This window comes from Xanthomonas translucens pv. cerealis (genome assembly GCF_006838285.1).
GTDB classification, from domain to species: domain Bacteria; phylum Pseudomonadota; class Gammaproteobacteria; order Xanthomonadales; family Xanthomonadaceae; genus Xanthomonas_A; species Xanthomonas_A cerealis.
In genome coordinates this window covers 3,827,253-3,850,133 of the sequence record NZ_CP038228.1, presented here as the reverse complement: position 1 = coordinate 3,850,133, position 22,881 = coordinate 3,827,253, and the positions used below count along the sequence as shown (strand labels likewise).

The 22,881-nt window shown below is 67.4% G+C and carries 19 protein-coding genes; 9 read left to right on the top strand and 10 right to left on the bottom strand.

The genetic code is table 11. From position 1 onward, the window contains the following. Positions 1 to 92: 92 nt before the first annotated feature. The 7 genes from E4A48_RS17000 to dnaA all read right to left on the bottom strand — a co-directional run bounded on the left by E4A48_RS17000 (position 93) and on the right by dnaA (position 10,036). Positions 93 to 1,286, bottom strand: coding sequence for a tetratricopeptide repeat protein (locus E4A48_RS17000; protein ID WP_039004764.1), 1,194 nt, complete (start codon positions 1,284 to 1,286; stop codon positions 93 to 95). Positions 1,287 to 1,442: 156 nt separating this feature from the next. Further along, on the bottom strand, positions 1,443 to 2,249 hold the full coding sequence (locus tag E4A48_RS16995) for a M48 family metallopeptidase (RefSeq protein WP_058196863.1): 807 nt from the start codon (positions 2,247 to 2,249) through the stop codon (positions 1,443 to 1,445). Between the two features lie 68 nt (positions 2,250 to 2,317). Next, positions 2,318 to 3,169, bottom strand: coding sequence for a CPBP family intramembrane glutamic endopeptidase (locus tag E4A48_RS16990; RefSeq protein ID WP_039004762.1), 852 nt, complete (start codon positions 3,167 to 3,169; stop codon positions 2,318 to 2,320). Between the two features lie 78 nt (positions 3,170 to 3,247). Further along, positions 3,248 to 5,695 carry a DNA topoisomerase (ATP-hydrolyzing) subunit B gene (gene gyrB / locus E4A48_RS16985; protein WP_142742839.1) on the bottom strand — a complete coding sequence of 816 codons (2,448 nt, stop codon included), beginning with the start codon at positions 5,693 to 5,695 and terminating at the stop codon, positions 3,248 to 3,250. 113 nt (positions 5,696 to 5,808) lie between these two features. Next, the gene (gene recF / locus E4A48_RS16980; protein WP_039004759.1) at positions 5,809 to 6,909 is read right to left on the bottom strand and encodes a DNA replication/repair protein RecF; all 1,101 of its coding nucleotides are present in this window, start codon (positions 6,907 to 6,909) and stop codon (positions 5,809 to 5,811) included. A gap of 363 nt (positions 6,910 to 7,272) precedes the next feature. Beyond that, positions 7,273 to 8,373, bottom strand: coding sequence for a DNA polymerase III subunit beta (gene dnaN, locus E4A48_RS16975; RefSeq protein WP_039004758.1), 1,101 nt, complete (start codon positions 8,371 to 8,373; stop codon positions 7,273 to 7,275). A 325-nt stretch (positions 8,374 to 8,698) separates the two neighbouring features. After that, positions 8,699 to 10,036: a chromosomal replication initiator protein DnaA gene (dnaA, locus tag E4A48_RS16970; RefSeq protein WP_039004757.1), complete on the bottom strand. Its 1,338-nt coding sequence runs from the start codon at positions 10,034 to 10,036 to the stop codon at positions 8,699 to 8,701. A 259-nt stretch (positions 10,037 to 10,295) separates the two neighbouring features. Here dnaA and rpmH point away from each other — a divergent pair, with 259 nt between their 5' ends. From rpmH to mnmE, 4 genes are all read left to right on the top strand, one after another. Continuing rightward, positions 10,296 to 10,436, top strand: coding sequence for a 50S ribosomal protein L34 (gene rpmH / locus E4A48_RS16965; protein ID WP_003469983.1), 141 nt, complete (start codon positions 10,296 to 10,298; stop codon positions 10,434 to 10,436). 38 nt (positions 10,437 to 10,474) lie between these two features. Next, positions 10,475 to 10,912 carry a ribonuclease P protein component gene (gene rnpA, locus E4A48_RS16960; protein WP_142742838.1) on the top strand — a complete coding sequence of 146 codons (438 nt, stop codon included), beginning with the start codon at positions 10,475 to 10,477 and terminating at the stop codon, positions 10,910 to 10,912. A gap of 18 nt (positions 10,913 to 10,930) precedes the next feature. Next, positions 10,931 to 12,670 (top strand): membrane protein insertase YidC, encoded by a 1,740-nt coding sequence (gene yidC / locus E4A48_RS16955; RefSeq protein ID WP_142742837.1) that lies wholly within the window; start codon positions 10,931 to 10,933, stop codon positions 12,668 to 12,670. A gap of 167 nt (positions 12,671 to 12,837) precedes the next feature. Next, positions 12,838 to 14,178, top strand: coding sequence for a tRNA uridine-5-carboxymethylaminomethyl(34) synthesis GTPase MnmE (gene mnmE / locus E4A48_RS16950; RefSeq protein ID WP_039008624.1), 1,341 nt, complete (start codon positions 12,838 to 12,840; stop codon positions 14,176 to 14,178). 113 nt (positions 14,179 to 14,291) lie between these two features. Here the strand turns inward: mnmE and E4A48_RS16945 are convergent, their stop codons facing one another. Continuing rightward, positions 14,292 to 15,368 carry a hypothetical protein gene (locus E4A48_RS16945; RefSeq protein ID WP_142742836.1) on the bottom strand — a complete coding sequence of 359 codons (1,077 nt, stop codon included), beginning with the start codon at positions 15,366 to 15,368 and terminating at the stop codon, positions 14,292 to 14,294. Between the two features lie 410 nt (positions 15,369 to 15,778). Next, positions 15,779 to 16,621, bottom strand: coding sequence for an ABC transporter ATP-binding protein (locus E4A48_RS16940; RefSeq protein WP_185910671.1), 843 nt, complete (start codon positions 16,619 to 16,621; stop codon positions 15,779 to 15,781). A 141-nt stretch (positions 16,622 to 16,762) separates the two neighbouring features. Between E4A48_RS16940 and E4A48_RS16935 the strand changes: the two genes are divergently transcribed. The 5 genes from E4A48_RS16935 to E4A48_RS16915 all read left to right on the top strand — a co-directional run bounded on the left by E4A48_RS16935 (position 16,763) and on the right by E4A48_RS16915 (position 21,718). Further along, positions 16,763 to 17,959 carry a DesA family fatty acid desaturase gene (locus E4A48_RS16935; protein WP_039008618.1) on the top strand — a complete coding sequence of 399 codons (1,197 nt, stop codon included), beginning with the start codon at positions 16,763 to 16,765 and terminating at the stop codon, positions 17,957 to 17,959. 56 nt (positions 17,960 to 18,015) lie between these two features. After that, positions 18,016 to 18,351 carry an EF-hand domain-containing protein gene (locus E4A48_RS16930; RefSeq protein WP_230812629.1) on the top strand — a complete coding sequence of 112 codons (336 nt, stop codon included), beginning with the start codon at positions 18,016 to 18,018 and terminating at the stop codon, positions 18,349 to 18,351. Between the two features lie 143 nt (positions 18,352 to 18,494). Next, positions 18,495 to 19,307 (top strand): bifunctional DNA-formamidopyrimidine glycosylase/DNA-(apurinic or apyrimidinic site) lyase, encoded by an 813-nt coding sequence (gene mutM, locus E4A48_RS16925; RefSeq protein ID WP_039008613.1) that lies wholly within the window; start codon positions 18,495 to 18,497, stop codon positions 19,305 to 19,307. A gap of 475 nt (positions 19,308 to 19,782) precedes the next feature. Further along, complete coding sequence (locus E4A48_RS16920) at positions 19,783 to 20,055, top strand: DUF4380 domain-containing protein (RefSeq protein WP_058196518.1); 273 nt, start codon at positions 19,783 to 19,785, stop codon at positions 20,053 to 20,055. Positions 20,056 to 20,113: 58 nt separating this feature from the next. Beyond that, complete coding sequence (locus E4A48_RS16915; protein ID WP_142742835.1) at positions 20,114 to 21,718, top strand: glucan biosynthesis protein; 1,605 nt, start codon at positions 20,114 to 20,116, stop codon at positions 21,716 to 21,718. A gap of 179 nt (positions 21,719 to 21,897) precedes the next feature. Here E4A48_RS16915 and E4A48_RS16910 read toward each other — a convergent pair whose 3' ends face one another. Continuing rightward, positions 21,898 to 22,650 carry a Sel1 repeat protein gene (locus tag E4A48_RS16910; protein ID WP_039008607.1) on the bottom strand — a complete coding sequence of 251 codons (753 nt, stop codon included), beginning with the start codon at positions 22,648 to 22,650 and terminating at the stop codon, positions 21,898 to 21,900. Positions 22,651 to 22,881: the final 231 nt, after the last annotated feature.

The window sequence follows — 22,881 nt, the reverse complement described above, 5'->3', positions numbered from 1 at the left end:
GGCGGCTTGACGCCGCAGGAACCTCCAAGCTTATACCAATCCCTGCGACCTGCACTACTTTTAGCACTGGTTTTCGGGGGCTTTTTTGCGTATTACTTCAGGTTGATAATTTTTTTTGCGTCTTCCGGCTTCTTGACGCCCTTGGCCAGCGCCTGCTTCGCGGCCTGCTTGGCTTCCGGGATGCGGCCTTCCTGGTGCAGTACCTTGGCCAGGTTCAGATAAGTCTCGCCGTCTTTGGACAACGGCGCGGCCTTCTGCCAGTTCTCGATCGCCTGCGGCACCTGGTCGGTGTAGTAGTAGGACTGCGCCAGCGCCAGATAGGTCTGGTAGTCGGGCTTGAGGATGCCCTTCTGCAGGCCTTCGGTGATGACCGCGATGACGTCCTTTTCCTTCTTGTCGGTGTTGGCGTAGATCGAGTACAGCTGCTTGTACTCCTTCTCGTCGGTCAACTGCCCGGCCGAGCGCAGCTTGTCCATCACCGCGGCGGCCTTGTCCATCTGGTCGGCCTGCATGTACATGCTGGCAAGGTTGAGCTGGGCCTTCTTGTCGTTCGGCGTCTTCGCCGCCAGCGCTTCGGCGGCCTTGACCGCTTCGCCGGTCTGGCCGCCGGCGGCGTAGGACGCCATCAGCAGTTGGTTCCAGCTGTCCTTGGGCTCAGGCGAGGCGGCGATGGCCTGCTTCAGCAGCGGGATCGCCTCCTGGTAGCGCTCGGTCTGGTACAGCGCCTGGCCCTTGAGGATCAGGTCTTCCGGACGGGTGGACTTGGATTCGGCAAGGAACTTGTCCAGGGTCGCCAGGCCTTCGGCGGTCTGATCGTCCTGCAGCTGCAGCTGCGCCAGCATCAGCATCGACTGGAAGTGGCCGTTGTTGTCCAGGCCGTTGAACTGGATCGCCTGCTGCAGGTACTGCTTGGCCGCCTTGCTGTCGTCCAGGTTGTAGGCGGCCTGCGCGGCAAGCTGCGCGGCGATCGACTTGTCGTATTCGTTAGCTGCGCTATTGGCCAGGATCTCGTCGGCCTGGCTGCGCACGCCGGGGTAGTCCTCGCCCTTGTTGTAGGTGTCGATCAGCTTCTGCAGCTTGCTGCCGAGTTTGGCCGACGGCTTGCCGGTCGGCTCCTGGCGGGTGGCGCTGGGGAACATCACCGCGGCCTTTTCGTTCTTGGACTTGCGCGATGAGCGCTGCTCGGAACGGTCGGACTGCGCAACAGCGTCGGTCACCACCGCGCCGCCGAGGGCAGCAGTGATCAGCAGGGACAACAGCGCTTGCTTGCGAATACTGAATTTCATGGATCACCTCGGTGGAACCGCCCTGAGCGGCACGGAAGACGGAGCGGCCATCCTCGGCCGAGCCAGCAAAACTAACAGAAACCTATACGCGGTGAAAACGTTTTGGGACGCATGACCATGCACAGCGCACGCCCATGCGCGAGGCCGCCGATGCGCTCAACCGCACTTCGGCGTCCGTCCGGCACTACGGGCCTGCGTGTACACGGGCTCAAGCGTAGCGACATCGCGTTGCAGTTCGCCGATGCGGGCGCTGGGATCGGGGTGGGTGGACAGCCATTGCGGAGGGTGCTGGCCGCCGGCGGCCATCATGTTCTTCCACAGACCCACCGCCTGCGCCGGGTCGAAACCGGCCTGCGCCATCAGCCGCTGGCCGACCACGTCTGCCTCGCTCTCCTGGGTGCGCGACCCCGGCAGCAGGAATGCGGCCTGCGCGGTCATGCCGCCGACCTGGCCGACCGTATCGGCGGCAGCGCTGCCGTAGCGCGCGCCGGCCAGCGCGCCGAGCACGCTAAGCCCGGTCTGGGTCCCCATCTGGCGGGTGATGCGTTCCTCGTGATGGCGCGAGATCACGTGGCCGATCTCGTGGCCGAGCACCGCCGCCAGCTGATCCTGGTTCTTGGCGACGCTGAAGATGCCGCTGTTGACGCCGACCTTGCCGCCCGGCAGCGCGAACGCGTTGGGTTCCTTGTCGTCGAACAATGCGGTTTCCCAGGCGGTGCTGCGCCATTGCGCCGGCAACTGCGCGGCCAGCGCATCGACCACGCAGCGCACGTAGGCGTTGCGCTTCGGATCGGTGTCGATCGGCTGCTTGGCCTTGGCTTCGGCGAACGCCTTCAGCCCGAGCTGATCCAGTTCCTGCTGCGATACGCCACCCACGACCTGGGTGCGCCCGGTCGGCGATGTGGTGGTCGCGCACGCTGCCAGCAGCACCGCGATCAATGCCCCCAGTACTACACTCTTCATACACGTCCCCCCTATGACACGCATCACAGTGTGGTGGCACTTGTCTTAACGTTTCGTCAAACAAATCTTCAAGTTGTGCCAAACCAGTACAGCGCGCCGACGGCGACAGCATTGTTCAGCCCGTGTGCAGCAATCGGCGCCCACAGCGTGCCGGTGTGTTTATACAGCCATGCGAACGCCGCGCCCATGCTGCCGTAGACCAGCCACAGCTGGAGGGTCTCGGCCACGCCGTTGCCGGTGGTGCCGGGCAATTCGTGCACCAGCGCGAACGCGAAGCCGCTGAGCGCCATGCCCAGCCGCGGCCGGCCGGCATCCCACAGGCGCCCGAACAACACCCGGCGGAACAGCAGTTCCTCGTAGGCCGGGGCGATCAGCACCGCGAATACGACCAGGAACAGCGGCATCTGCGCCATCGCCTCGCGCATCAGCGGCAGGTTGGTCGGCACCGGCTTGATCCCCAGCTGCGCGCCGAGGTTGGACAGCAGGGTGCTGCCCACGAACACCGCCCCCGCGACCAGCAGCACCCAGCCCCAGGTGGCCGGCACGCGCGCGGCCTGCCAGGAGGCGCGGCGCTCGGCCGCGCTGGCCGGGCGGCGCAGGAAGTACAGCAGCAAGGCCGCGGACAGGGTGCTGACCAGGGCGATCAGCAGCTGGGCCAGCGCCCCGGGCTGGCCCAGCTGGGAGGCGACGGCCGTGGCCAGCCGATCGGCGGGAATGCCCTGCGCACGCAGTTCCATGGTGATCTGGAAGCCGCGCACCACGCCCCAGACCAGGCCGCACAGCACGCTGACCGCCAGCAGCACGACGGCGGCCAGCAGCAGGTCGAGGACGAACCAGAGCACCGGCTTGCCCGCGCCGGACGGCGGCGCGGCATGGGGCAGCGGGGGCGGGGCGGGCATGTGCGACGGCAGTGAGGTCATCGCTATCCTGGGCGAGAGCAGGCTAGTGGGAGCGCAACGCTGCCGGCCCCGGCGCGCGCCGGGGGCGGCGATGCCGCGTCAGATGTCGAGGTTGGCGACCTTTAGCGCGTTTTCCTCGATGAAATCGCGGCGCGGCTCGACCACGTCGCCCATCAAGGTGCTGAAGATCTGGTCGGCGGCCACCGCGTCCTCGATACGCACCTGCAACAGGCGGCGCGTATCCGGATTCACCGTGGTTTCCCACAGCTGCTCGGCGTTCATTTCGCCCAGCCCCTTGAAGCGCTGGATCTGCCGGCCCTTCTTGGCCTCGTCGAACAGCCAGGCATGCGCCTGGGCGAAGCTGCTGATCGACTGGGTCTTGTTGCCGCGCGCGATCTGCGCGCCTGCGCGGACCAGCCCGTTCAACGCCAGCGCGACTTCGCGCAGCGGGCGCAGTTCGCCGCTCTCAAACACCGCCATCGGCAGCACCTGGGTCAACTCTTCGCCCATGTGACGGCGCACCGCGATCAGTGTCGCCGGACGCTGTTCGGTGGCCGGCTCGAAGCGCAGCTGGTAGCGGGCAGTGCCCAGGCTGCCGCGGTTGAGCACGGCCTGCAGCGCGGTCAGGCTCGGGTGCTGGTCGCCTTCGGCCTCCAGCTGCGCCACGTCCAGCGGCGGCAGGTCGATCAGCGCGGTCAGCAGCGCCGGATCGTAACGGTGCGCATTGCGCGCCACCGCGTCGTTGGCGCTGGCGAACAGCAGCAGCAGCTTCTCTAGCGCGCTGCCGGTGATCGGCCGCTCGTCGGTGGCCGGGATCAGCGCCGCCCCTTCGACCGCGCTGTTGGCCAGGTAGGCGTTGAGCGCGTTGTCGTCCTTGAGATACAGCTCCTGCTTGCCCTGCTTGAGCCGGTACAGCGGCGGCAGGCCGATGTAAATGTAGCCGCGCTCGATCAGTTCCGGCATCTGCCGGTAGAAGAACGTCAGCAGCAGGGTGCGGATGTGTGCACCGTCCACGTCGGCGTCGGTCATGATGATGATGCGGTGGTAGCGCAGCTTGTCCGGGTTGTACTCGTCGCGGCCGATGCCGGTGCCCAGCGCGGTGATCAGCGTGCCGACCTGGTCGGAGGCCAGCATGCGATCGAAGCGCGCGCGTTCCACGTTGAGAATCTTGCCGCGCAGCGGCAGCACCGCCTGGTTCTTGCGGTTGCGGCCCTGCTTGGCCGAGCCGCCGGCCGAGTCGCCCTCGACGATGAACAGTTCCGACAGCGCCGGATCCTTTTCCTGGCAGTCGGCCAGCTTGCCGGGTAGGCCGGCGATGTCCAGCGCGCCCTTGCGCCGGGTCAGGTCGCGCGCCTTGCGCGCGGCCTCGCGCGCGCGCGCGGCATCGACGATCTTGCCGGCGATGGCTTTGGCCTCGCTGGGGTTTTCCTGCAGGAATTCCTGCAAACGGGCACCGAACGTGTTCTCAACAGCGGGCTTTACCTCGGAACTGACCAATTTCTCCTTGGTCTGCGACGAGAAGCTCGGATCCGGCACCTTCACCGACAGCACCGCGATCATGCCTTCGCGCATGTCGTCGCCGGACAGGGTGATCTTGGCCTGCTTGGCGATGCCGTTCTGTTCGATGTAATTGGTCAGGGTGCGGGTCAGCGCGGCGCGGAAGCCGGCCAGATGGGTGCCGCCGTCCTTCTGCGGGATGTTGTTGGTGAAGCAGAACATCGTTTCCTGGTAGGCGTCGGTCCACTGCAGGGCCACGTCCACGACGATGCCGTTCTGCTCGCCGGTCACCGAGATCACGTTCGGGTGCAGCGGCGTCTTCAGCTGCGCCAGATGCTCGACGAAGCTGCGGATGCCGCCTTCGTACTCGAACACGTCCTGGCGGCCTTCGCCACGCTCGTCCTGTAGGGTGATCTTGACCCCGGAGTTGAGGAAGGACAGCTCGCGCAGGCGCCGCGCCAGGATGTCGTAATGGAATTCGACGTCGCTGAAGATCTCCACTGCCGGCTTGAAGCGCAGCGTGGTACCGCGCTTGTCGGAAGGCTCGAGCTGCTTGAGCGCATACTGCGGCTCGCCCAGCTTGTATTCCTGCTGGTAGTGGTGGCCATCGCGCCACACGTCCAGCCACAGGTGCTCGGACAGGGCGTTGACCACCGACACACCGACGCCGTGCAGGCCGCCGGACACTTTGTAGCTGTTGTCGTCGAACTTGCCGCCGGCATGCAGCACGGTGAGGATCACCTCGGCCGCGGAGACGCCTTCTTCTTTGTGGATGTCCACCGGGATGCCACGGCCGTTGTCGGACACCTGCACCGAGCCATCCAGCATGATCTTGACCAGCACGTTGTCGGCGTGGCCCGCCAGCGCTTCGTCGATCGAGTTGTCGACGACCTCGAACACCATGTGGTGCAGGCCGGTACCGTCGTGCACGTCGCCGATGTACATGCCGGGACGCTTGCGGACCGCTTCCAGCCCGCGCAGCACGGTGATCTTGCTGGAGTCGTAGGTGGTGTTGGCGGGCGAGGTTGGCGGATTCTGTTGTTCGGTCATGCGCGTGCCGTAGGCTCCACGAGTCGGACGACGGCTGGCAGGAGCCCGGTCGCGCCGATGGATAGGGGATTGCGGCGAATTATAGCAGTCCCGGCCCTCCCGCCCCGCGGTGGTTAGGAACGGGCCACGGCCAGTCCATGTTCCACGTGGAACCGAGCAATCGGCAGCGCGCTATCGGCCAACGCCTGCGGGGTCTCGGTCGCGGTGACGAAGACCTGCGCCGGGCCGGCCTGCAGGCGCTGCAGCACACGCCGCTGGTGATGCTGGTCCAGTTCCGAGGCCAGGTCGTCCAAAGCAATCACCGGCCACTCGCCGCGTTGCTCGGCATAGTCTTCGGCCTGGGCCAGCAGGCAGGCCAATGCGGTGAGCTTGGCCTGGCCGCGCGACAGCGCGTCGCGGCCGGGGATGGTCGCGAACACCAGGCTCCAGTCGGCACGGTGCGGTCCGACCGAGGTATAGCCGTACTGGCGGTCGCGTTCGCGGTTGAGCAACAACGCATCGGCCAGCGATACCTCATGCCGGCGCCAGCCAGGCGCGAACTGCAGATGCTGGATGCCCAGCGCTGGGGCCAGCGCTGGCCCCAGCGCCAGCAGGCGCTGCAGCAAGCGCTCCAGGTATTGCTCGCGGCGCGAGGTGAGCGGTTCGCCGGCCTCGGCTAGCTCGTGGTCCCAGGCGTCCAGCGCCGCGCCGCCACCGCCGCTCTTGAGCAGGGCGTTGCGCTGGCGCAGCGCCCGCGCATAGCGGCGCCACAGCGACAGAAAGTCAGGTTCCACGTGGAACAAGCCCCAATCGACGAAGCGCCGGCGCGGTTCGCCGCCGCCGCTGACCAGCACGTGGCTCCCCGGCTCGAAGGTGACCACCGCCAGCGCGGCGCACAGCGTGCCAAGGTAAGCCACGTCTTCGCCATCCAGGCGGCCACGCCAGTCCTGGCCACTATGGCGCAGTCCGGCGCGGCGGCGCCGCGGCTGTTGCGGCTCGGCGCCGCGCTCCTGCCATTCGACGAACACCTCGAGCGCGTCCTGGCCCTGACTGACCAAGCCATCGCGGACCCGACCGCGGAAGCTGCGGCCATAGGCCATCAGGTGCATGGCCTCGAGGATCGTGGTCTTGCCGGCACCGTTGTCGCCGGTAATCAGGTTCAGCCCGGGCGCAGGCGCCAGTTCGAGCGCAGTGAAGCGACGCAGGTGATGAAGATCGAGGCGAGAGACATGCATGCGGGGAATCGGGGCGAGGGCGCTCGCACCGGGCGCACGCGGGTCGGCTCATGGGTGCAGGGCGGCAGCATACCCAAAGCCGGTGCGAACGTCGTGTGGGGAGCGCAGCTTGGGTTGCGGGGTTGGTTTGATGCGATTGACGGCGCAGGCGTGTGGGTGCCTGCGAAGCCATCTAGCGAATCCTTTGGCTATCCCTGAAGACATCAAACTGCGCGGGGAGAGCCCGTCGCGACTGAAGTCGCTCCCACAAGGGAGCATTGATGGCGTCGAAAACGCCTGCCGAATCCCGGGCAAAAGAAAACCCGGCGCTTGAGCCGGGTTTCTCTCTGTGTTCCACGTGGAACACAGTATGTCGAGCGACGGTCACAGGCGCAGCGGCATCACCACGTGGCGTGAGCGGGCGCTACTGGCCTCGCGTACCAGGGCCGAGGAGTTCGCATCGCGCAGCTGGATCACGATGAACTCCTCGCGCAGCGCCGACAGCGCGTCAAGCAGGTAGTTGACGTTGAAGCCGATCGCCAAGTCGCTGACCTTGGTGTCAGCCTCGATCTCTTCCTGCGCTTCTTCCTGCTCGGGGTTGTGCGCACTGATCTTCAGCTGGCCCGGCGAGACTTCCACGCGCACGCCGCGGTACTTCTCGTTGGACAGGATCGCAGCACGCTGGAGTGCGGCGCGCAGCGCTTCGCGATCCAGCTTGACCTCGCGGTCGGCGCCAATCGGGATCACCGCTTCGTAATCGGGGAAACGGCCGTCGATCAGCTTCGAGGTGAAGGTGACATCATCGCGCTTGACCCGCACGTGGCTGCGCCCGACTTCAAGCTCGACCTCGCGATCGCCGCCTTCCAGCAACCGCTGCAGTTCGGTCACGCCCTTGCGCGGCACGATGATCTGGCGCTTGGCGCCGCTGGCGTTTTCCAGCGCGGTCTCGCACAGCGCCAGGCGGTGGCCGTCGGTGGCCACGCAGCGCAGGGTCTGGTCGTGCAGGTCGAACAACAAGCCGTTGAGGTAGTAGCGCACGTCCTGCTGCGCCATCGCGAACGCGGTGCGCTCGATCAGCTCCTTCAGCGCCGCTTCCGCCACAAGCACCCGCTCGGTGGCTTCGACTTCGTCGACCGACGGGAAATCGTTGGCCGGCAGCGTGGCCAGGGTGAAGCGGCTGCGCCCGGCCTGCACGGTGATCTTGTCGCCGTTCTGGGTCACGGTGATCTTGCTGCCGTCGGGCAGCGCGCGAATGATCTCGAACAGCTTGCGTGCCGGGATCGTGGTTTCGCCGTCCTGCGCATCGTCGACCGTGATGCGCGAGACCATTTCCACTTCCAAGTCGGTACCGGTCAGCGACAGTTGCCCGTCGTGCACCTGCACCAGGAAGTTGGCCAGAACCGGCAAGGTCTGGCGGCGTTCGACCACATTGACGACTTGCGCCAATGGCTTGAGGAAGGCTTCGCGCTGCAGTGTGAAACGCATGTGGTTCCGTGCCCCTATGCTTTAAAAAGATATGGAATAAATCAAAAGCTTGGTGGTGATGGTAGAGCGATTTTCGGTGCAAAGGCAGCTTAACTATCTGGAATCAAAGGATTTTTGGGTCCCTCAATCCCGGGTATTACTGCCCCCGTAGGGGTAGGGAAACCTGTGGATAGTTTTACCTGCGCCGCCGCGCTGCACTTTATCCACAGTTTCTACCGGATTTGTCGCGAAGTCATGCACCGTTTTATCAAAGCGTCGTCTGCATGCGTCGTGGAGGGCGCGCCATGCCTCCCATCCGCGCCGTGCCGGGCGCCCCCCCGCCGGGCTACTCGCTCAACTTGCGGATCAGCTTGTCCCAGTCCTCGCGCAGCTTGCCGTCGGTTTCCATCAGGTGCTTGATCTGGCGGCAGGCGTGCAGCACGGTGGTGTGGTCGCGGCCGGCGAACGCATCGCCGATTTCCGGCAGACTGTGTTCGGTCAGTTCCTTGGTTAGCGCCATCGCCACCTGCCGCGGTCGCGCCAGCGAGCGGGTGCGGCGCTTGGACAGCAGGTCCTTCATTTGCAGGCCGTAGTAGTCGGCCACGGTCTTCTGGATGTTGGGGATGCCGATCGCCTGCTGCTGCGCGCGCAGCAGATCGCGCAGCGTTTCCTGGGCGAACTCGGTGGTGATCGCGCGGCCGGTGAAGTTGGCGCGGGCCGCAAGCGTGTTGAGCGCGCCTTCCAGGTCGCGCACGTTGGAGCGCATCTTCTTGGCGATCAGGAACGCCACGTCGTCGGGGATCTCGGCGCCGCGCTCGCGCGCCTTGGCCAGCACGATCGCTGCGCGGGTCTCGAAGTCGGGCGGGTCGATCGCCACCGACAGGCCCCAGGCCAGGCGCGACTTCAGCCGCGGCTCCAGGCCCTCGACTTCGCGCGGGTAGCGGTCGCAGGTCAGGATGATCTGCTGGCGGCCGTCGAACAGCGCGTTGAAGGTGTGGAAGAACTCTTCCTGGGTGCGGTCCTTGCCGGCGAAGAACTGGATGTCGTCGATCAGCAGCGCGTCCACTCGTTGGAACTGGCGCTTGAACTGGTCCATGGTCTTGTCCTGCAGCGCGCGGATCATCGCGCTGAAGAACTGTTCCGAGCGCAGGTACATGACCCGCGCGTGGGGATTCTGCTCGCGCATCGCGTTGCCGGCGGCGAACATCAGGTGGGTCTTGCCCAGGCCGGTGCTGCCGTACAGCAGCAGCGGGTTGTGCGCGCGGTCGCCGGGTTTCTGCGCCGCCTGCGTGGCCGCGGCCAGGCCGAGCTGGTTGCTGCGGCCTTCGACGAAGTTGGCGAAGGTGTAGTGCGCGTCGAGGTTGCCGGCGAACGGCTCCAGCGGCGCTGGCGGCGTGCGCACGGCCGCCGCATCGCTGGCAGCCGCGGGCACCGGCTCCGGCGCCCGCGGCCGCGAGCCGACCTGCAGCGCCACCTCGCCGCTGCCGGCGAAATAGGTCATCAACTCGCGGATCCGCGCCAGGTAGCGCTCGCGCACCTGTTCGACGATGAAGGCGTTCGGGGCGTACAGGACCATGCTGTTGTCATGGCGCTGTTCGGCTTGTAGCGGTTTCAACCAGGTGTGAACGTCCTCGGCTGGAAATTCAGCTTCCAGACGTTCCAGGCAACGGGGCCAAGCATCCATCAGATGTAATTCATTGAGAGACCAGGCGTGAGGCGCGAAATATCGCGGCGCACTCGGCCGGTGAAAAGAGGAAAACGGATGAACCAGACTACCATCGGCACGCAGGGTCGGGAATGGTTTTCCTGCATCTATTCACAGATTCATCCACAGGCTGCACGCGGGGGCCACCTCAGCGCCGGATAAAGAGCAGTTGACCGCACGCCGGTTGGTTCTATAGAATTTCCGGTTCTTTCCGCCTCATTCAGAACAGAGCGCCCCGATGGCCACCAAGCGCACATTCCAGCCCAGCAACCTCAAGCGCAAGCGCGACCACGGCTTCCGTGCCCGTATGGCGACCGCCGACGGCCGCAAGATCCTGGCCCGTCGCCGCGCCAAGGGCCGCAAGCGCCTTAGCGCTTGATTGCGCCGCCGCCCCAGGCGGCGCCTGCAATCCGGACCGTGACGCATCCCGACCCGCGTAGGCGATTTCCTCGCTCTGCGCGGGTTCGCACGTCTGCGGAATACCGCGTCGTGTTCGATGCCGCACGCCGCTGCTCCGAACCGCTGATGAGCCTGCACTGGCGCAGCGCGGACCACCGCGCGCGGCTGGGGCTGGCCGTGTCGCGGAAGGTCGACAAGCGCGCCGTGGTCCGCAATCGCATCAAACGCGTCCTGCGCGACGCCACGCGGCATCTGCTGCCGTGGCTGGCGCCGGGCGACTATGTGGTGGTGGCGCGCAGCGCCGCCGCCCAGGCCAGCGGCGAACAGCTGCGTCAGGCCTATCTGCGCCTGCTGCGTCGCGCTGGCGCATTGCCGGCCCCGGCTGCGGACGGCACAATGCCGCCGCCGCTGCCTCCTTCTTCCCCCACTTCCAAGTCAGAATCCGTTTCTGGCTGAGCCGAGCTTGCCTGTCCGATGAACCAGACCCGCCTTTTCCTGATCTTTGCCTGGCTGATGGTCGCGGCCCTGTTGTGGATGGAGTGGAACAAGGAGCACGCCGCGCCTGCGGCCGATGCGACCGCCATTGCGACCATGGCCAAGGTACCGCCCGCGCAGGACGCCGATGCCGGCGCCAGTGGCACCCCGGCCGTGCCGCGCGTCAGCGAATCCGGCGCAGCAGCCGTGCCCGGCGCCGCCAGCGAGACCGCCGCGCCAGCCGCCGCCGGCGCCGCGCCGCGGGTCACCATCACCACCGACGTGCTGCATCTGACCCTGGACGGGCGCAGCGTGTTCGATGCGGATCTGCTGCTGTTCCCGCAGACCAAGCAGCCCGGCAGCCCGCCTGTAGCGCTGCTGACCGAAGACCCGGTGCATCCGTACACCGCCACCAGCGGCTGGGTCGGCGAGCACAATTCGTCGTCGCCGGGCCCCGGCGGCTTCCGCCCCGAACAGCCTGGCAAGGACTATGTGCTGGCCAGGGGCCAGGATGCGCTGCAGGTGCCGTTCGTGTGGAACGGCCCGGACGGCGTCAGCATCCGCCGCGTCTACACCGTGCAGCGCGGCCACTACGCGGTGCAGATCAAGGACGAGATCGTCAACCAGGGCAGCAAGCCCTGGCAGGGCTACGTGTTCCGCAAGTTGAGCCGGGTGCCGACCATCGTCAGCCGCGGCATGACCAACCCGGATTCCTTCAGCTTCAATGGCGCTACCTGGTTCAGTGCGCAGGACGGCTACCAGCGCCGCGCGTTTAAGGATTTCCTGGAAGACGGCCCGGTCAACCAGACCATCAAGGGCGGCTGGATCGCGCTGCTGCAGCACCACTTCTTCACCGGCTGGATCCCGCAGGCCGACCAGGACGCGCTGTACGTGCTGTCCAACGACGGCCCGCGGCATGTGATCGAAGCGCGCGGCCCGGGCTTCACCGTGGCCCCCGGCGCGCGCGCCAGCAGCGAAGCGCGGCTGTGGATCGGGCCGAAGCTGGTCAACCAGATCGCCAAGGAAAACGTGCGCGGCCTCGACCGCGTGGTCGACTACAGCCGCTTCTCGCTGATGGCGATCCTGGGCCAGGGCCTGTTCTGGGTGCTGAGTCACCTGCACACCCTGCTCGGCAACTGGGGCTGGTCGATCGTCGGCCTGGTGATCCTGCTCAAGCTGATGCTGTATCCGCTGTCGGCCGCGCAATACAAGAGCATGGCCAAGATGCGCAAGTTCCAGCCGCGCATCCAGCAGCTCAAGGAACGCTACGGCGACGACAAGCAGAAGTTCCAGACTGCGATGATGGAGCTGTACAAGAAGGAGAAGATCAATCCGATGGGCGGCTGCCTGCCGGTGCTGGTGCAGATGCCGATCTTCTTCGCCTTGTACTGGGTGCTGGTCGAATCGGTGGAGCTGCGCCAGGCGCCGTGGTTCGCCTGGATCCAGGACCTGACTGCGCGCGACCCTTACTTCATCCTGCCGGTGATCAACGTGGCGGTGATGTGGCTGACGCAGAAGCTGACGCCATCGCCGGGTATGGACCCGATGCAGGCGCGGATGATGCAGTTCATGCCGCTGGTGTTTGGCGTGATGATGGCCTTCGTGCCGTCGGGTCTGGTGCTGTACTGGGTCACCAACGGTTCGTTGGGTCTGTTGCAGCAGTGGTGGATGACCAAGCGTCATGGCGAGGCGGCCAGCGCTGGCGCCAGCGCCAAACCACCGGCCAAGACCAAGAAGTAGATTCAACACCGCCCGCCGACAGGCGGGCGGTGCGTATGCGGCCGATGCACTGCGCTCGCCTGTCCTGCCACCTCTCTGGAACTGCAACCGAGCGATGCCTCGGCGGCTCACGCGCGCAGCCAGCTGCAGACGGTGTAGCCTGCAGCGCAGCTGGGACCTTCTTCGCCATGCCGCACGCCGCCGATACCATCGCCGCCATCGCCACCGCCCCGGGTGCGGGCGGCGTCGGCGTGGTGCGCGTGTCCGGGCGCCTGGCCGCCGCGATCGGCACCGGCCTCGGCCTGGGCGCGCTGCCGCCGCGCACGGCGCGCTACGCGCGCTTTCGCGATGCGCATGGGCAGACGCTCGACGACGGCATCGCGCTGTGGTTTCCGGCGCCGCGCAGCTTCACCGGCGAGGACGTGCTGGAACTGCAGGCGCACGGCAGCCCGGTGCTGCTGCGGCAACTGGTGGCGCGCTGCTGCGAACTCGGCGCGCGGCCGGCGCGGCCGGGCGAGTTCAGTGAGCGCGCGTTCCTCAACCGCAAACTGGACCTGGCCCAGGCCGAGGCCATCGCCGACCTGATCGCCGCCGGCGACCTGCGTGCGGCGCGCGCGGCGCGCCGATCGCTGGATGGGGTGTTCTCGCGCCGGGTCGAGGCCCTGGCCGAACACCTGCTGCGCTTGCGCATCCACACCGAGGCGGCGATCGATTTCGCCGACGAATCGCTGGACACGCTCGGCGGCGACCAGGTCCGCGCCGGCCTGCAGCAGGCGCGCGCGGACCTGGCGCAGCTGCTGCTGGACGCCGAACGTGGCCGGCGCCTGCGCGACGGCCTGCACGCGGTGCTGGTGGGGCCGCCGAACGCCGGCAAGAGTTCGCTGCTCAACGCGCTGGCCGGCAGCGACCGTGCCATCGTCACCGACATCGCCGGCACCACCCGTGACACCCTGCGCGAGACCGTGCGCCTGGACGGTGTGGAACTGACCCTGGTCGACACTGCCGGCCTGCGCGATGGCGGCGATGCGATCGAGCGCGAAGGCATGCGCCGTGCGCGACTGGAACTGCAGCGCGCCGATCTGGCGCTGGTCGTGCTCGACGCGCGCGCTGCGGACGCTGACCGCGCCGCGATCGCCGAGGCCATCGCCGACGTACCGCAGCGGCTGTGGATCCACAACAAGAGCGACCTGCTCGACGCGGTGCCCGAGTCTACAGCCGACAGCGTGTACGTTTCCGCCAGCACCGGCAGCGGTCTCGAACGGCTGCACGCATGCCTGCGCACGATCGCCGGGCAGGCTGCCGGCGATGGCAGCGATGGCGAATTCTCCGCGCGCGCGCGCCATGTGGAGGCCTTGCAGCGCGCCGCAGAACACGCCGCGGCCGCGGCCGCCGAACTGGGCTACGAGCGGCTGGAACTGGCCGCCGAGGAACTGCGCCTGGCGCACGCCGCACTGGGCGAGATCGTCGGCCATCTCAGCGCCGACGATTTGCTTGGGCGGATCTTCTCCAGCTTCTGCATCGGGAAGTGAGGCGCGGCGCGGGCGTTCGCCCTGCCACGTCATGCGTTTGCAGCTGGGCCGACCACGCGGGTGTTCTCGGCATCACCGCGTACGCGTTCGTCGCGGTGGGTCGCCGTCGTCGTTTATTCCGACCATAGACTGGCGTCGGCCAAACGGCGCAGCAGGGCCGCACGTTTGGCATGGGGAGCGAGAAAGCGCCGCAGATCCCGGTCGAAGGCGTCGCGGCTGCAGAGCATTGCATAACCTTCGGCAAGCTCGGCCAGCGCAGACACCGCTTGCGCGTAGCCGGACGCACCGCCACGCGTGGCGTGGGCGTGGGCCGCTTTCCAGAGTTTTCCCGGATCGGTCATCAACTGGCGTAGCTTGGCTTCGCGCTGCTTGCGGCGCTGGGCTTCGTGCTTCCCATGTGCTTTGGCCTCTCGCTCCCGGCGGACCGAGGCCAACGACCCGGCCAGTTCGCACAACTCGGCCACGCGGCGTCGGGGAGAACCCGAGGATGCCGGACGCCGTGCCTTCAGCCAGGCAGCATAGTGTGATTTTACCTGCCGCTCCGCGTCCTGCCCCTGTCCCAGCACGATGCGCCTGAGTACGTCCTTCATCGCATCGGGCTGCCATCGATCCAACCAGGCAGCGATGCGCTGCGCTTCGTCCCCAGGCGATGGCGCGGACGCAGCACTACCGCTGCGGGCAGCTTCCAACAGATCCGGATCGACCTCCAGGAATTCGGCCAACGCCTGCTGTGCGGGCGACAGTTCCGCCATCCCAGGCAGAAGTTCCGGCTCCAGTGCGTCTTCCCGCAGCGTGTCGATACCGGCTAGCCAGCCTAGGTAAAGCGGTCGCATGTCGCCACGCAACAACTCATCGCGCAGCGGAATCAGTCGCCGCATCCAGCCGTGGCCATCGTCCATGGCAAAACGGTCGTCGTCTTCGCTTTCGGCGAGGGTCCAGTGCAGCACCCAATGCGTGTTGCTGGACTGGATCGAGAGCGTCGCGCGGTTGCACTCGGTCTTGCGGAACGCGGCTTTTGGCAATCGCAGCGACAGCCGACAGGTGTGCCAGTTTGCCCAATAGACGAAGGCATCGAAGTAGCGCCGCATCCATTCGGCGGGGTCGGCCTTGAGGTCGCCCCAGTCGTAGTGGTTGGTGAAGCCGCTGGGCGTGATGACGGCGCGGGTGGACACCGCGCGCAGCTCGGCCATTTCGGTACGGGTTAATGGCCGGTCGATGGCCGCAAATTCGTAGTACTGGTATTCATTCGCTCATGATGTTGGTGTCTGGTTTGGTTCGCCACGCATCTCCGTGCCGCTCGAACCAGGCCCGCGGCTACCGCCATGATGCTCATCGGCAAGGCTAGCGCGTGTTGTGCCGCTCAGGGCGCCAGGGCGGCGATCGATGTCGCGCAGCGCATGCCGCCCAGACCCTGCGCGACCTGCAGCGCGAAGGCATGGTCGCGCACGCGGTGCTGCCGCTGCTGGCGCCCGTTCGCCGCGCAAGAACGGCGCAGCGCGGTGGTGGAATTCCCGCGGCTACGTCGCCGAGATCCATCGCCCGCTGGCGCATTGAGCGAGGTCGGGTCCGCGCGGCCGCTGCAGGCCTGTCCGCCCACGATTCACTCCAGCTCGGCCACGCTCGCGCTATAGGTCGTGCCGTCGCGGCGTACCCGTACCGGGCCGCCGAACACCGCCGACAACGGCGCATCGGCCAGCAGTTCCTCGCGCCTGCCATCGGCATACACGTGGCCGCCGCGCAGCAGGATCACCCGCTCGATCTCCGGCACGATCTCCTCGATGTGGTGGGTCACCAGCACCAGGGTGATGCCCTGGCCGGCGAGGCCGCGCATCGTCGCCAGCAGGTGCTGGCGCGCGATCAGGTCCAGCCCGGTGCCGGGTTCGTCCAGCAGCAGCGCCTGCGGCCGGTTGACCAGCGCACGGGCGATCAGCACGCGCCGGGTCTCGCCGGCCGACAGTTCTGCATACGGCCGCTGCAGCAGCGGCAACGCATGCGCCAGCTGCAGCGCTTCGCGCGCGCGGTCGCGCATCGCCTGGCTCACCTCGCGATGCGGCGGCACCACGTAGCTAGCGAAGAAGCCGGACAGCACCGCGCTCTCCACATCCAGCCCGGGCATGTCGGCGAGATTGACGCTGAGGTCGCCGCTGACGATGCCCAGCTGGCTGCGCAGCCGGTCCACCTGCCAGCGGCTCTGTCCCAGCACTCGCACCGGCGCGGCTTCGCCGGCGCGAGCGAGCGGATACAGCTCGCGCGTGATCAGCTTGATGAACGAGGACTTGCCGCAGCCGTTCGGGCCGAGGATCGCGGTGTGCTGGCCGAGCGCGATGCGCAGGCTGAGTTCGTGCAGCACGCGCACCTGGCCGCGCACCAGGCTGGCGCGGTCCAGTTCGATCAGCGGCGCGGCGGCCGGCATGGGAGTTGCATCGGGGATGGCGACGGACATGGAAGTGACACCGTTCTGAGATCAAGAGCGCGCAGCGGCTGAATACCGTACGCAGGCGATGGGTGAAGTTTGCCGCCACTGCCCCCATCATGTCTTCCATACCAACCTGGCGCACGCCTTCACCTGCCTGGAGTTCTGGCAATGTCCGACGCGATCCTCGACTTCCTCAGCACCGGCCTGCTCGACGTCGGCTGGTGGGGCATGCTGGCGGTGCTGCTGGTGTTCACCCAGCTGACCATCTTCGCGGTGACCTTGTACCTGCACCGCAGCCAGGCGCATCGCGGTGTCGATTTCCATCCGCTGCTGTCGCACTTCTTCCGCTTCTGGACCTGGTTCACCACCTCAATGATCACCAAGGAATGGGTGGCGATCCATCGCAAGCACCACGCCAAGGTGGAGACCGAGGAGGATCCGCACAGCCCGCAGACCAAGGGCATCGGCCGCGTGTTCTGGCGCGGCGTGGAGCTGTACCGCGAAGCGCGCGCCATGCGCGGCGACATCGAGCAGTACGGCAAGGGCGCCCCCAACGACTGGATCGAGCGCCGCCTGTACACCGCGCACGCGAACTGGGGGCCGATCGCCTTGTTCGCCTTCAACTTCCTGCTGTTCGGCCTGCCTGGCATCGCGCTGTGGGCGCTGCAGATGGCCTGGATCCCGTTCTGGGCCGCCGGCGTGGTCAACGGCCTGGGCCACTGGTGGGGCTACCGCAACTTCGAATCGGCCGACACCTCGACCAATCTGACCCCGTGGGCGTTGTGGATCGGCGGCGAAGAGCTGCACAACAATCACCACGCCTTCCCCAGCTCGGCGCGCTTCTCGATGCGGCGCTGGGAACTGGACATCGGCTGGGTCGCGATCCGCGCGCTGGCCGTGCTGCGCCTGGCCAGGATCCTGCGCGTGGCGCCGACCCTGGACGTGCGCCCCAACATCGCCGTGCCCGATGCCGACACCCTGCGCGCGTTGCTCTCGCACCGCTTCCAGGCGATGACCGACTACCAGCGCAATGTGTTCACCCCGGCGCTGAAGGAAGAGGCCGCGCAGGCCGGCGCCAAGCTGCGCCAGCTGCTGCCGGGGCGCCTGCGCAAGGGCTTGGTCGACGACGGCCGCTGGCTCAAGCCCGATGCGCGCGAACAGCTGCAGCACTGGGTCGCGCAGCGCCCGCGCATGCGCACCCTGGTCGAACACCGTGCCCGCCTGGCCGCCCTGCTGGAAGCGCGCAGCCACGACGCCAGCGAACGCCTGAAGCAACTGCAGGCCTGGTGCCACGACGCCGAGTCCAGCGGCATCGCCGCCCTGCAGGCTTACGCCGCGCGGTTGAAGGGCTACGCGTTGGCATGAGTCATGGCTTCCCGCAGCCGCTACGCGAACGCCGCCTCGTGCGGCGTTCGTCGTTCATGGCAGCACTCGTCCTGCTGGCCGCGTTGCTTGGCGCGGCGGGCGCTGTCGTCGCGCAGGTCGTCGATACCACCGGGAGTTATTTACAACGGATGGACCGCGACAGCGACGGCCGCATCAGCCTGGACGAATATCTGGCCTGGATGAGCTACGCTTTCGACGCCCGCGACCTCGACCACGACGGCGCGCTCAGCGCAGCGGAACTGCCTGGCGGCCGTGGCAAGCCGATCAGCCGTACGCAGCACCAGGCCACCTTGGCCGCCCGCTTCCGCAAGCAGGACAGCAATGGCGATGGGTACCTGAGCGCCAGGGAGTTGGCCGCGCCTCCGCAGTAAAAAACGCAAAACCAGGAACGACCAAGCGTGGATGGCTGCTGCCCACTTCCGGTTTCCAATAGCGCTGTAGGTTGTGGCGACAACGTCGGATTCCACCGGCTAAGCTTGTCGATCGCACGCCACCGCACTCCCGCACCCCGCTCATGCCCGAACTCCCCGAAGTAGAAACAACCCGGCGCGGCCTGGAACCGCATCTGCTGGGGCGGCGCATCCACGGCGTGATCCTGCGGCGGCCGGACCTGCGCTGGCCGATCCCGCCGGAGGTGGCGCAGCAGCTGCCGGGGCAGCGCATCGATGGCATCCGCCGCCGCGCCAAATACCTGCTGATGGACACCGACGCCGGCAGCGCGCTGCTGCACCTGGGCATGTCCGGCAGCCTGCGGGTGTTGCCCGGGGACACGCCGCTGCGGGCGCACGATCACGTCGATGTCAGCCTGGAAGACGGGCGCGTGCTGCGCTTCAACGATCCGCGCCGCTTCGGTTGCCTGCTGTGGCAGGCGCCGGGCCAGGTCCACCCGCTGCTCGAGGAGCTGGGGCCGGAGCCGCTGTCGGACGATTTCGACGGCGATCATCTGTTCCGGCGCAGTCGTGGCCGCAGTGCGCCGGTCAAGACGTTCCTGATGGACCAACGCGTCGTGGTCGGAGTCGGGAACATCTATGCCGCCGAAAGTCTGTTCCAGGCAGGAATCAGTCCGCTGCGCGAGGCCGGGGAGGTCTCGCGGACACGCTATGCGCGCTTGGCCGAGGCGGCCAAGGCGATTCTCGGCTATGCCATCGCCCGTGGCGGCACGACCTTGCGCGACTTCATCAGCCCGGACGGGGCACCCGGTTATTTCGAGCAGGAGCTGGCGGTCTACGGCCGTGAGGGCGAGGCCTGCAAACGCTGTGGGCGGCCGCTGCGCCACGCCAGCATCGGCCAGCGCGCCAGCGTCTGGTGCGGGAGCTGCCAGCGCTGACGGACGGCCGCCGCTGACCACCGGCGCGCGCTATCGTCCGCGCGACTCCCGGCCGGAGGAGAGACCGCCGTGGCAGAGCCCGCCCCCGAGATCGCCTGGGGGCTGGATGCCGCGCGCTGGGGCGACCGCGAGGGGTGGCAGGCTGGCTGCAGGCGCTCGACGTCCGCATCGCCAAGTTGCTCGACACCGAGGTCGACGCTGCGGCCGATCTGCATCCGCGCACAGAAGCGTGCGCGTTCATCCTGCACGACGCCGCACCAGAACAGCTGCGCGGCGACCTCGACAACATCCTGCTCAAGGCGCCGCAGAAACCGCTGGCGCCGCGTTATTCCTCAGCCGAGGCGTTGGCCCACTTACCTGCCGGGCCGGCCGTTCCAGGCGCGCTCGCGAGGCCTGGCCAAATACCTGCAGCTGCACCGCTGGAGCCTGCTGTTCCGGCAGCCTGGTCGTCGCCGCGCTGTTTGGCGCCGCGGGCATGGCGTTGGGCAGGTATGCGAGGCCCAGCGCGAAACTGTGCGCGCGCCGGCGATGCAGGATCTATCTAGATGCGCTGGCTTCCGATCCGGGCGGCGGCCTGCTGGAAATCGAAGCGCACGCGCCGTACCGGACCCCGGCGCCGGGCCAGACCATGCAGGCCGAGGAGCAATGGACGTTGCTGGATTACGCCGGCGGCGACGACCCGGCGCAGCAGCGCAGCGTCCTGTGCCGGCACGCCGCGGCGCCGGCGGGCGCCTGCGCCACGCCCTAGCTCCCGCGTTTAACGCAGCTTGTCTATGATGGAGGCCCTTTCCGCTTCGATCCGGCCCATGCAACGACGCGATTTTCTCAAGAACGCCGCCGCCGCCTTCGCCGCCATGGGCTTGCCCGCGATGCCGATGCTCGGCCAGGCCGCGCCCGCGGTCGGCCTGCGCCGGCTGGGCAAGCCGCAGCCCTTCGATTACGCCTGGCTCAAGGGCCATGCCCGGGCCATGGCCCAGGCGCCCTACCAGAGCCACAAGCGGGTGCTGCCGGGACCGCTGGAATCGTTGAACTGGGACCAATACCAGTCGATCCGCTACCGCCAGGATCACGCGTTGTGGGCGGTGGACAACGCTTCGAAGTTCCAGGCCAAGTTCTTCCACCTGGGCCTGTACTTCAAGTCGCCGGTGCACATGTTCGACCTGGTCGACGGGCAGGCGCAGGAACTGGCCTACGACGGCGCCGCGTTCGATTACGGCAAGAGCGGCCTGCAGGGCAAGCACCTGCCCCAGGAGCTGGGCTTCGCCGGCTTCCGCCTCAACACCAAGCAGGACACCGACCGCGACTTCGCCGCGTTCCTGGGTGCCAGCTATTTCCGCGCGGTGGGCAAGGAAGGCCAGTACGGCCAGTCCGCGCGCGGCCTGGCGATCGATACCGGCACCGGCGGGCCGGAGGAATTCCCGGATTTCATCGCCTACTGGCTGGAGCAGCCCAAGGCCGGCTCGGACACCGTGGTGGTGTACGCGCTGCTGGACTCGCCGAGCGTGGCCGGCGCCTACCGCTTCGCGATCACCAACGGCGACGTGCTGCTGATGGACATCGACAGCGCGCTGTATCCGCGCAAGACCATCGAGCGGCTGGGCTTGGGGCCGTGCACCAGCATGTACCAGGTTGGCGAGAACGACCGCCGCATGGACTGGGACTGGCGCCCGGAGATCCACGATACCGACGGCCTGGCGATGTGGACCGGCGGCGGCGAATGGATCTGGCGGCCGCTGTGCAACCCACCGCAGCTGCGCTTCAACATGTTCGTCGACGAGAACCCGCGCGGCTTCGGCCTGCTGCAGCGCGACCGCAATTTCGACCACTACCACGACGACGGCGTGTACTACGAGAAGCGCCCGTGCCTGTGGGTGGAACCGAAGCAGGGCTGGGGCAAGGGTTCGGTGCAACTGGTGGAGATTCCCACCGTCGACGAGACCTTCGACAACATCGTCGCGTTCTGGAATCCGCAGGACAAGCCGCAGCCTGGGCAGGAACTGCTGTTCGGCTATCGCCTGTACTGGGGCGCGCAGCCGCCGGCGTCCTCGCCGCTGGCGCAGTGCGTGGCCACGCGCACCGGCCTGGGCGGCGTGGTCGGGCAGAAGCGCAGCCATTTCTCCTGGCGCTTCGCGGTGGACTTCGTCGGCGGCGAGCTGGCCAGGCTCGGCAAGGACAAGGATGCCAAGGTCGAGGCGGTGCTGCAGCTGAGCCGCGGCAGCACCGAGATCGTCTCGGCGCGGCCGCTGCACGAACTCTCCGGCTACCGCGCGATGTTCGACGTGGTGCCGCCGGACGATGGCACCCAGCAGATCGACATCCGCCTGTTCCTGCGCGCCGGCGGCAGGCCGCTGACCGAAACCTGGCTGTACCAGTGGACGCCGCCGCCGCCGGCCGAGCGCAAACTGTATTGAGCGTGGCCGGCGCTGCCGCGTTATGCGCGGCAGCGTCTCGCCGCGTGCAGTAGTGCCCGACTTCGTTTGTCGCGGCTGAAGCCGCCATTACAAGGCTCGCGGCCAACGCGCCTGGCGCACTGTGGGAGGGACTTCAGCCCCGACGCGCGACGTGTCCGGCATCGCGCGCTGCGGCGCACTCATGGTTTGGCCGGCTCCCGCGGCTTCGGCGCGCTCTCCTGGCTGATGTCCTCGACATCGCCGATATCCACGCGGCCCGGCGTGCGCCCGTCCCAGACCCGGTCCTGCAGCTTCCAGTACGCCGCCGGTTCCCAGAATTGCTTTGCGTAGAACACTTCCGGATCGATGCTGCCGCCGCGCGGGCCGTTGATCTGCACGCTGGAAGCGCCGGAGTGGCCGAGCATGCTGCCGGTGCTGCGCGCCGCTTCGCGGCGCAATACCGCTTCCTGGCGCGGCTTGGCCACCTGGTCGCCGTACTCGGCCAGCATCTTCTTGTCCTGCTTGATCGCGCGCTGCCGCTCTTCGGGCGTCAGCTGGTTCCAGTAGTCCATCTTGCGCGTGGTGAAGGCGTCGTAGCCGCGCTCGGAGGCCAGCGCCATCCACAGGAAACCCATCGCGCGATCCTGCGCCACGCTTTGGCCTTCCCAATACATTTCGCCCAGCCGCGCCTGCGACGGCTTGTCGGCATAGCGCGCGGCGAGCTGGTAGTGCTTCCTGGCCTCGGCGAACTCGCCCTTCTTATCGGCGCGGATACCGGCGCGCCGATAGAACAGGTCCAGGTGCGCTTCGAGGAACCCGTCGGTCATCACTTGCGCCGGAATGTCGTCGAAGGTACGGGCGTTGTCGGCGGTGGCCGGGCCGGGCAGCGCCAGCGCAACCGCAATGAGCAGCGCCGCGCGGCCGGCGGCGCCATATTCCTTGAACTGATGCATGTCTCTCTTCCCATGAGTACGATCGCCGCAGAGTTTAGACGCGCGCTATGGCGGCGATCCATAGACGAATGGCCTATGCGGCGGATGCCGCGCAGGCGCCGTCAATCGCCATTCATGGTCGCGCCCCGTCGCCGTGCTGACGCGGCGGCTGTCCGCACCAGATCAGTGCTGCATCGCGCTCGCGGCGGGTGTGGCCTACGCACGCGGCCAAGGCCAACGCGGACCGGGCGA